6 protein-coding genes and 1 pseudogene are annotated in these 9,899 nt (G+C 59.2%); 2 read left to right on the plus strand and 5 right to left on the minus strand.

All coding sequences use genetic code 11. From position 1 onward, the window contains the following. The first annotated feature begins 30 nt into the window (after positions 1-30). A complete protein-coding gene (locus tag ACMWKA_RS23925) occupies positions 31-1,152 on the plus strand; it encodes a YbdK family carboxylate-amine ligase (RefSeq protein WP_023620415.1) in 1,122 nt (373 codons plus the stop codon). On the opposite strand, the gene ACMWKA_RS23930 is transcribed toward ACMWKA_RS23925, so the two are convergent. From ACMWKA_RS23930 to ACMWKA_RS23940, 3 genes are all read right to left on the minus strand, one after another. Beyond that, positions 1,103-4,237: an efflux RND transporter permease subunit gene (locus ACMWKA_RS23930; RefSeq protein WP_414760662.1), complete on the minus strand. Its 3,135-nt coding sequence runs from the start codon at positions 4,235-4,237 to the stop codon at positions 1,103-1,105. The genes ACMWKA_RS23925 and ACMWKA_RS23930 overlap by 50 nt on opposite strands. 9 nt (positions 4,238-4,246) lie before the next feature. After that, positions 4,247-5,311, minus strand: coding sequence for an efflux RND transporter periplasmic adaptor subunit (locus ACMWKA_RS23935; protein WP_414760663.1), 1,065 nt, complete (start codon positions 5,309-5,311; stop codon positions 4,247-4,249). A gap of 105 nt (positions 5,312-5,416) precedes the next feature. After that, positions 5,417-8,125: a cation-transporting P-type ATPase gene (locus ACMWKA_RS23940; protein WP_414760664.1), complete on the minus strand. Its 2,709-nt coding sequence runs from the start codon at positions 8,123-8,125 to the stop codon at positions 5,417-5,419. A 489-nt stretch (positions 8,126-8,614) separates the two neighbouring features. Between ACMWKA_RS23940 and ACMWKA_RS23945 the strand changes: the two genes are divergently transcribed. Further along, a complete protein-coding gene (locus ACMWKA_RS23945; protein WP_020689370.1) occupies positions 8,615-8,863 on the plus strand; it encodes a DUF1158 domain-containing protein in 249 nt (82 codons plus the stop codon). A 47-nt stretch (positions 8,864-8,910) separates the two neighbouring features. Here the strand turns inward: ACMWKA_RS23945 and ACMWKA_RS23950 are convergent, their stop codons facing one another. Both ACMWKA_RS23950 and ACMWKA_RS23955 read right to left on the minus strand, forming a co-directional pair. Beyond that, on the minus strand, positions 8,911-9,252 hold the full coding sequence (locus ACMWKA_RS23950; RefSeq protein WP_014830972.1) for a RamA family antibiotic efflux transcriptional regulator: 342 nt from the start codon (positions 9,250-9,252) through the stop codon (positions 8,911-8,913). A gap of 32 nt (positions 9,253-9,284) precedes the next feature. Continuing rightward, positions 9,285-9,800, minus strand: a pseudogene (locus tag ACMWKA_RS23955) (MBL fold metallo-hydrolase); the annotation flags it as partial. Between the last annotated feature and the right edge of the window lie 99 nt (positions 9,801-9,899).

Raw genomic sequence — 9,899 nt, forward strand, 5'->3', positions numbered from 1 at the left:
CTCAACACACGACAGACAACGGAGTGCGCCATGCCTTTACCCGATTTCAAATCCTCTGAACCCTATACCCTTGGCATCGAACTCGAGCTGCAGGTGGTTAACCCACCGGGATACGATCTGAGCCAGGACTCTTCCGCGCTTATCGCCGCCGTTAAAGACGACATCAAAGGCGGTGAAGTTAAACACGATATCACCGAAAGCATGCTTGAGATTGCCACCGGCGTGTGCCAGAACATCGATCAGGCGGCGGCACAGTTCTCCATGATGCAGCAGAGCATTTTGCGGGCGGCGGCGGAGCATCATATTCAGATCTGCGGCGGCGGGACGCATCCGTTCCAGAAGTGGCAGCGGCAGGAGGTGTGCGATGACGAGCGCTACAACATCACGCTGGAGCGCTTTGGCTATCTGATTTTACAGGCGACGGTGTTTGGCCAGCACGTGCATGTCGGGTGCCGGACCGGCGATGACGCGATTTATCTGCTGCATGGCCTGTCACGCTTTGTCCCGCACTTTATCGCCCTGGCCGCCGCATCACCCTACATGCAGGGCACGGACACGAAGTTCGCCTCCTCGCGACTCAACATCTTTTCCGGGTTCCCGGATAACGGGCAGATGCCGTGGGTCAACAACTGGCAGGAGTTCGAGGGGCTGTTTCGCCGCCTGAGCTCAACCAGCATGATCGACAGCATTAAAGATCTGCACTGGGACATCCGCCCCAGCCCACATTTTGGCACCGTTGAGGTGCGGGTGATGGATACGCCGCTGACGCTCGGCCATGCGATCAATATCGCCGGGCTGATCCAGGCGACATCCCACTGGCTGCTGACCACCCGGCCGTATAAGCATCAGGAGAGGGATTTTCTGCTGTATCGCTTTAACCGTTTTCAGGCGTGTCGCTACGGGCTTGAGGGCATACTGACGGACGTGCATACCGGCGAGCATAAGACGGTGGCGGAAGATCTTGCCTGGCTGCTGGAGCAGGTTGCGCCATCGGCCGAGAAACTCGGCGCGACGAGCGCGATTAAGGAACTTGCCCTGCTGTTAAAGCAGGGCAAGAGCGAGGCGCAGCGCATGCGGGACTTTATCGCCGACGGCGGCTCGCTTATTTCTCTGGTTCAGAAGCACTGCGAGCTGTGGGCGACGAGTCCGTAAGGCTGTGCCCCCACTCGCGCAGGCGCTGGAACAGCACGAACAGTGCGGGGATGAACAGGATCCCCACCACGGTCGCCACCAGCATACCGCTGAATACCGTAGTACCAATGATGCGACGACTTTGGGCACCCGCCCCGGTCGCCAGCATCATTGGCAGGACGCCAATGATGAACGATACCGCCGTCATCATTACCGCACGGAAGCGGCGTGATGCCCCCTCGCGAGCCGCATCGACAATTGTTATCCCCTCCATGCGCCGCGCGCGGGCAAACTCGACGATAAGGATCGCGTTCTTGGCAGCAAGGGCTATCAGCAACACCAGGCCAATCTGCACATACACGTCGTTGGCGTAGCCGGCTATCCACAGCCAGACCAGCGCCCCGCCGATGGCGAACAGCACCGAAAGCATTACGCTCGCCGGAAGCGTCCAGCTCTCGTACTGGGCGACGAGGAACAGCCACGCCATCACCACCGCCGCCAGCACAATCCATATCGCCTGATTGCCGGTCTGCTGCTCCTGGTACGACATGCCGCTCCAGGCGTAGTCGTACCCGGCGGGCAGGCTCTGCGCCAGAATGTCGCCCATCGCCGCCATCGCAGTGCTGCTGCTCACCCCTTCCGCCGCGGAACCGCTCACCGACACCGACGGAAACTGGTTGTACTGCTGCAGGAACGGCGCGCCAACGGTGGGCGTGATGGTCACGAGATTACTCAGGCGCACCCGCTCACCGTTGTTGCTGCGCACAAACAGCTCGCTGATTTGCCCGGCGCGCTCGCGCCACTGCATCTCATTTTGCATCACCACATGGTAGACGCGGTTGTTGACGCTGAAATCGCCGGCACGCGTGCCGCCAAATGCGGTTTGCAGGCTGCTGAAGATGCGTGACACCGGTACGTCGAGACGCGCCGCGCGCTCGCGGTCAACGGTCAGCGTCAGCTGCGGCACGTTGCTGCTCCAGGTGGTGAATACGCGGCTCAGCTGCGGATGCTGGTTGGCTTTTACCAGCACCTCGCGGGTGATGCGCTCCAGCTCCGCCGGGCTCTGCCCCGCCTGCGCCTGAATACGCAGGTCGAAGCCGGAAGCATTGCCCAGCCCCGGCAGCGTCGGCGGGGCAAAGGTCATGATGGTTGCTTCCGGCAGCGTCAGCAGCTGGCGCTGAAGGGTACCCATCACTTCATCCAGCGGCGGACGCTCGCTCCAGTCCTTCAGCATGATGGAGATAAACCCGCCGTTGGAGGCGGTGGTGCCGTTGAGGATGTTAAACCCGGAGACCTGAATCACGTCTTCCACCGCCGGATGTTTAGCAATTAATTCGCGTGCCGTAGCCATCACCGCCTCGGTGCGCTCCAGCGAGGCCGCTTCCGGCAGCTGAACGCTGGCGAAGAAGTAGCCCTGATCTTCCTGCGGCAGGAAGCCTTTAGGCATCGACATAAAGCTGAACACCACCACAGCCGCTGCACCAGCGGTGGCCAGCAGTGCCAGCCACGGACGAAGGGTGAATATACTCACCATGCGGGAGTAGAGGCTACGCGTGGCCTCCAGCCCCCGGTTGAAGCCGCGGAAAATCGCCGCGGGCTGCGCCGGACGCGGACGCAGCAGCAGCGCACACAGCGCGGGTGTCAGCGTCAGCGCCACCAGGCTTGAGAGCGTTACGGCGGTGGAGAGCGTGACCGCAAACTGGCGGTACAGTTCGCCGACAATCCCCGGCAGCAACGCCACCGGCACGAATACCGCCAGCAGCACCAGCGTCGTCGCGATCACCGGCCCGGCAATCTGGCGCAGCGCCAGCGCTGTCGCCGCCGTCCGGCTCTGCCCTTCCGCCATCAGCGTTTCGACGCTCTCCACCACCACGATGGCGTCATCCACCACCATGGTCAGCGCCAGAATAATGGCGAACAGGCTGAGCGTGTTGGCGGAATAGCCAAGCGTGTAAAGCACCGCAAAGGTGCCCACCAGCGACACCGGAATGGCAAGGGCGACAATCAGCGTGGCGCGCCAGCTCTGCAGGAACAGGGAAACGACCACCACAACCGCCAGCATCGTCAGCGCCAGGGAGACGCCAATCTCTTTAATGGTGGCAGCCACGAAGGTGGTGGTGTCGAATTTCACCTCATAAACCAGGTCGTCCGGGAAGCGCGTCGAGAGACGCTCCAGCTCTGCACGCACCGCCCCGGCGACGCGCAGGGCGTTAGCAGACGGAGTGGGGTAAATACCAAGGTAGGCGGAGTCATGTCCGTTCAACTGCGCGCCGGAGCTGTAGCTGCGCGAGCCAAGTTCGATGGTGGCAACGTCCTGCAGGCGTACCAGTTGCCCCATCTCGCCCGCGCGGATGATAATGTTGGCAAACTCTTCTGCCTGGTTTAAGCGCCCCAGCCCGTTGATGGTCAGGGTCTGCTGCTGGCCGTTAAAGACCGGTGGTGTACCGACCTGGCCTGCCGCGCCCTGCACGTTCTGCTCGCGCAGCGCCTGCGCCACGTCGTCGGTGGTGACGTTGAGCGCGTTCATGCGATCGGGCCGCAGCCAGATGCGCATGCTGTAGTCGCGCGCGCCAAACATCTGCACTTGCCCGACGCCGGGCAAACGTGACAGCGCCTCGCGCACCTGGGTGCTGGCGTAGTTGCTGACAAACAGCGGCGTATGGGTGTTTTCCGGTGAGTAAAGACTTACCCCCATCATCAGGTTGGTGGCGCGCTTGCGCACCTGCACGCCGTTTTGCTGTGCCTCGGCCGGTAGCTGTGCCGTGGCCTGCGACACGCGGTTTTGCACGTCGATGGCGGCCAGATCCGGGTCTGTCCCGGCAGCAAACGTGATGTTCAGACTGTAAGTGCCTTCATCCGAACTGGTGGACTCCATATACAGCATGTGGTCCACGCCGTTAAGCTGGGTCTCCAGCGGCGTGGCGATGGCCTCGGCCACGTCAGCCGCGCTGGCCCCCGGCCATGACGCTGACACATTCACGACCGGCGGCGTGATCTGCGGATACTGCTCCACCGGGATCAGCTTCAGCGCGATAGCCCCCAACAGGGTAATGACCAGCGCAATCACCATCGCAAAGCGCGGGCGTTTGATGAAAAACGTCAGCATGATGGCTCCTTAATTCAGTATCTGGACGGCAGCGCCGGGCTGAACACGCTGCACGCCGTCAGCGATCGCTCGCTCACCAGGCTGTACGCCAGAGGCGATCTGGAACTGCTGCCCGATCTGTCCGGCGATCGTCAGCGGACGTTTTTCCGCCTTGCCGTCGGCGTTTACCACCCAGGCGAAGAAACCGTCGTCATTCTGCTGTACGGCAGCGGCGGGCAGCGTCATAACCGGCGTTGCGCTGGCGGGCCGCAGAAAAACATTCACATTGCCGCCAGGCAGCAGCTGATGGCGTGGATTGGCGAATTCGGCGCGCAGCATCACGCTGGCGGTGCGCGGGTCGATACGGTTGTCCACCGACGTCAGCTCGCCGACGATACGCTGACCGTTGTTGTCAATTAACGCCTGCCAGGCCTGCTTCATGGCGCGGAGATCGGTATGGTTGCCGACTTTAGCGGCAAACGCGCCCTCTTCCAGCGCAAAAGCGATGCGGATCGGATCCAGCTGCACCACATCCACCAGTACACCGCTTGCGGGGTTGACCAGGCTGCCGACGTGGAAGTTGCTGTGCCCCACGCGCCCGGCAATCGGTGATGTGATGCGCGTGTACCCCAGCGTCACGTTGCGGGTTTGCAGCCGGGCTTTCGCCTGCTCCAGCGCGGCGCGGGCAACATCGCGCTGCATACGGGCGTTATCCACATCGTGGCGGCTGATGGCGTTGTTGTTGCCCAGGCTTTCAAAACGGGAGAGCTGCTGCTGCGCCTGCCGCAGCGTGGCTTCGGCGCTCGTCACCTTGGCCTGAGCCAGACGCACGGCAGCACGCGGCTCGGCATCATCCAGTTCGAACAGCACGTCGCCTTTTTTCACATATTGCCCGTCGCGGAAGTTGATTTTGGTTATCACGCCTTCCGTGCGTGCGCGCAACTCAACGGTGTGAATCGCCTCGATGCGGCCCGGGATCTGGCGTTCAGCAGCGTGGGGAGTTTGTTCCACGGTGGCAACGCGAACAGGAATGGCGGCGGCAAAGACAGGTGGCAGGGTGAAGGTGAGCAGTGCGAACAGGAGTGGGAATTTCATGGGAGTACCTCAGGGTTGTTGCCCTCACCCCGGCCCTCTCCCACCGGGAGAGGGAGGTCTGGGCCCCCTCTCCCTGTGGGTGTGGGTTTGGGTGAGGGCAAAAGGTTATGCAGCCTTACGGAACCTGCGGGTGAGTCGCTTCTCGATTTCGACGACGAAGAACATCACGCCCGCTACCGCAAGCGTTACGAACCAGTAGCGCAGCGGCAGCGCTTCCGTCCCGAACAGCATCTGCATAAACGGCAGGTAGATGATGGCCGCCTGAAGCAGGAACAGCACGCCGGTAACCAGCCAGATCCCTTTGTTTGCCAGCAGGCCACGGTTCAGGGAGAACCCTTCGGTGTTGCGGCAGTTAATCATGTACACCCACTGGGCGCAGACCAGCATCTGCAGCAGCACGGTGCGGATGAACTCCGCGCTGTGACCGCGCGGGGCCAGCAGGGCTTCCAGCGCAAAGGCGGCGATAGCAATCATGGTGCCCACAAAGGCCACGCGCCACACGGCATACGCGTCCATCACGTGCTGCCCGGTCTGACGCGGCGGACGGCGCATGATGTTGCGCTCGGCGGCTTCAAACGCCAGGCCGAAGGAGAGCGTGGCGGAGGTTGCCATGTTCATCCACAGAATCAGTACCGGCGTCAGCGGAATGATGTTCCCCGCCAGCAGCGCAATCACAATCAGCAGCCCCTGCGCCAGGTTAGTTGGCATGATGAACAGAATGGTTTTCTTCAGGTTGTCGTAGACACGACGCCCCTCTTTTACCGCGCTGGCAATGGTGGCGAAGTTATCGTCCGTCAGGACCATGTCCGCCGCCTCTTTGGTCACTTCCGTGCCTTTGATGCCCATCGCAATACCCACGTCCGCCTGACGCAGCGCCGGGGCATCGTTCACGCCGTCGCCGGTCATGCCGACGATCTCGCCTTTATCCTGCAGCGCTTTCACCAGGCGCAGCTTATGCTCCGGGCTGGTACGGGCGAAGATGTCATACTTCACCGCCGCGTCCGCCAGCTCGGCGTCATCCATCTTCTCCAGCTGGTAGCCGGTCACCGCCTGCTCGCTGTTGGTGATCCCCAGCATCTGGCCAATGCTCATTGCCGTCTGCGGGTGATCGCCTGTGATCATCTTCACGCGGATCCCCGCCTGCTGGCAGGCGTTAATGGCGTCAATGGCTTCCGGGCGCGGTGGATCCATCATCCCGGCGATACCGAGGAAGATCAGACCGTGGCTGAGATCGTCATGCGTCAGCGCCTGCTCGCCGTTTGCCGGTTTGAACGCCGCGGCCACCATACGCAGCCCCTGGCGCGCATAGCGCTCCATCTCGCTTTCCCAGTACGCACGGTCAAACGCCTGCGCACCGTTGCGGGTCTGCTGCTGTGCGCAGAGGGCGAAAATCACATCCGGCGCGCCGGTGATCAGGATCTGCTCCTCACTGCCAATCTGGTAGTGGGTGCTCATGTACTTGTACTGCGAGTCGAACGGGATTTTGTTAATCAGCGTGGTCATCACCGGCGCGAGGTGGGCTTTCGCCGCCAGCACCTTCAGCGCGCCTTCGGTCGGCCCACCGGTGATGCCCCACAGGCCGCGCTCGTCCTGAATCAGCTGGCTGTCATTGCACAGGTCGATGGTGCGCAGGTACTGCTCCAGCACGGTGTCCGGCTGGATCTGCATCGGTTCGTCGCTGCCTTCCAGGTAAATGTTGCCCACCGGCTCGTAGCTGTTGCCGTCCACGCGGTAGCAGGCGTCAGCGGTGATGATGGCCTTCACCGTCATTTCGTTCATGGTCAGGGTGCCGGTTTTATCCGAGCAGACCACGGTCATCGCCCCCAGGGTTTCAACCGTTGGCAGCTTGCGGATAATCGCCCGCTTGCGCGCCATCGCCTGTACACCCAGCGAGAGGATAATGGAGATAATCGCCGGCAGACCTTCCGGTACGGACGCCACCGCCAGGCTAATCAGCGAGAGCAGCAGCTCGCCCATTGGGATCTCGCGGAACACCAGGCTGAAGATAAACAGCGCCGCCATCATCGCCAGAATAATGGCGAAGATAGCCTTGCCCAGCTTGTCCATCTGTACCAGCAGCGGCGTGCGGTGTTTTTCAATCCCGTCCATCATCTGGTTGATGTGGCCAAGCTCGGTCTCCTGCCCGGTGGCAATCACCACGCCGATCCCCCCACCCGCACTCACGGTGGTGCCCGAGAAGACCAGGTTAGTGCGATCGCCCAGCGGCAGTTCACCGTTCAGCGGGTTGGTGTGTTTATCTACCACCGTTGATTCGCCGGTGAGAATCGCCTCTTCCACGCGTAAATTATGTGCTTCGATTAAGCGCATATCTGCGGGAATACGATCCCCCGCACGTAAAACAATAATATCGCCCGGAACTATTTCAGTTGTGGGTATTGTTTCATAGTTGCCATCGCGAATAACGCGCGCCTCGCTGGAGAGCATATTACGAATACTCTTCAACGATTTTTCCGCGTTGCTTTCCTGAATATGACCAATTAACGCATTGATCACCGCCACGCCTAAAATAACCAGCGTATCAACCCAGTGGCCCATTATTGCCGTTAATACGGCTGCGGCCAGCAGGACATAAATCAGAACATCATTAAAATGGGCTAAAAAACGCAACCAGGCGGGTTTACCTTTTTTCTCCGGCAGCGCATTCGGGCCATGTTTTTGCAAACGCGCCTGCGCCTCTGCACGCTCCAGACCCCTGGCCTGGCTCTGGGTGTGCGCAAGCACCTGCTCTACGGTCTGCTGGTATGCCAGCCCGCCGGAAGGCGGCACGTTCGGGGACAATTTTTTTTCGGTCATCGTATTTTTCCTTCAATATCCGGTGAACTGAAGCCTGAATTCCTTTCGGGCTAAAATAAATTCATTTTAAAGTCTTGCGAGTAAAATTGATCTACCGCAATATAATGACTTCTCGGTTATTCAAAACTGCATAAAACTATTTCGATGAGCCAATTTTTACAAAATATTTCTAAACCAACTTTAAACGAGGAGGAACCATGTTTGGTATTTATCGCGGACGCCGTCTGGCGTTATACATTATCGCAGCCATTGTTATTGCAACGTTAATTGGATATAGCACCTATTCCTTTGTAAAATTATTTTCGTAATCCAGACATTAATTGACATAACGCGATATTCTTTTAATCGCGCGTGAGGATTTATTTTTATTTTACGAATAAGAAGCTGATAAGCGGTGATTATTTCAGTGAAACCGGGTGGGTGGGTTTATATTGCTTTACGTTCCGGGATGCCGGACAATGACATTTTTAACTGACGATTAACATTACGATGAAACACCCGTTAGAATCGCTGCTCACTGCGGGCGGCATTTTATTGCTGGCCCTGCTTTCGTGCCTGCTGCTACCGGCACCCTCTCTCGGGCTGGTGCTGGCGCAGAAGCTGGTTCAGACCTTCCACATGGTCGACCTTAACCAGCTCTACACCATTCTGTTCTGCGTGTGGTTCTTACTGCTCGGCGCCATCGAATTCTTCGTGCTGCGTTTCGTCTGGCGCCGCTGGTTTTCTCTGACGTCGTAAGCGTGATGCAGGCCCGGTCAGGCGAAACCGCCACCGGGCAAAACAGATCAGTGTGCCCTGCTGTGGTTCTCTTTACGATACGCCCCAGGCGGCTGGTTGAACGTGCGGGTGAAGATGCGGGTGAAGGTCTGCTGCGAGTCAAACCCGTAACGCAGGCAGATGTCGTACACCCGGGCGTCTGATTCGCGCAGATCCCGCGCCGCCAGCAGCAGCTTGCGTTCACGGATATAGCGCCCCAGACTCTCCCCTTTGTATTGCATAAACAGCCGCTGCAGGTGCCATTTCGAGTAACCCGCATGGCGGGCAATCTCTTCGATACGTAATGGCTGGTGCAGGTTATCGTCGATCCACTCGACGATAGTGTCGATGACTTGAGCGGAAATGGTCATACTGCTCTCCCCTTCAGCTTCCTGATTGATCATTATTCCCACCACTCACGAAATGTTTGCGTGGGATCACTCACCCGGACAGGCTCGCCCAGCGCGGGTGTCAACAGCCGATAATTTTTGTCCTTGCTGGCTTTTGCCAGTTGGATCAGCGGATCGTTCCAGGTATGTTTCGCCAGCACGAAGCGCCCGTTATGTCCCGGCACCACGGCTTTCGCGTTCAGATCCACCGAGGCCTGCGCCGTCTCTTCCGGGAGCATATGGATGTACTTCCAGTCCTGGTCGTACTGACCGTTTTCCATAATGGCTAAATCCACTTCGCCAAACTGCTCGCCGATGGCCTTAAAATGCGGCCCGTAACCTGAATCGCCGCTGTAATAAATCTTCTGTTCGGGCGTAACGAACATAAAACTGCCCCACAGGGTTTGATTGCGCTTGATGCCGCGCCCGGAGAAGTGACGCGCGGGCAGTACATGTACCGTCAGCGCCTCGCTGATGCGCACCGACTGGTTCCAGTCGCGCTCTTCAATAATCTCCGGCTTCATTCCCCACCTAAATTCCACGTGTGTTTTTTATTAGCTTCAAAAATCACTATTTCACGAAGAATTTAGACTGCTTCTCACACATTGTAACATTATTTACAACCACCT

The organism is Enterobacter sp. 03-F-07-AD-ECC (assembly GCF_047530935.1).
Classification (GTDB): Bacteria; Pseudomonadota; Gammaproteobacteria; order Enterobacterales; family Enterobacteriaceae; genus Enterobacter; species Enterobacter cloacae.

What these genes read in the sequence shown, in the direction of transcription:
- ACMWKA_RS23925 (WP_023620415.1), top strand. Translation starts at nt 31, where the DNA reads ATGCCTTTACCCGATTTCAAATCCTCTGAACCCTATACCCTTGGCATC.
- ACMWKA_RS23930 (WP_414760662.1), bottom strand. Translation starts at nt 4,237, where the DNA reads ATGCTGACGTTTTTCATCAAACGCCCGCGCTTTGCGATGGTGATTGCG.
- ACMWKA_RS23935 (WP_414760663.1), bottom strand. Translation starts at nt 5,311, where the DNA reads ATGAAATTCCCACTCCTGTTCGCACTGCTCACCTTCACCCTGCCACCT.
- ACMWKA_RS23940 (WP_414760664.1), bottom strand. Translation starts at nt 8,125, where the DNA reads ATGACCGAAAAAAAATTGTCCCCGAACGTGCCGCCTTCCGGCGGGCTG.
- ACMWKA_RS23945 (WP_020689370.1), top strand. Translation starts at nt 8,615, where the DNA reads ATGAAACACCCGTTAGAATCGCTGCTCACTGCGGGCGGCATTTTATTG.
- ACMWKA_RS23950 (WP_014830972.1), bottom strand. Translation starts at nt 9,252, where the DNA reads ATGACCATTTCCGCTCAAGTCATCGACACTATCGTCGAGTGGATCGAC.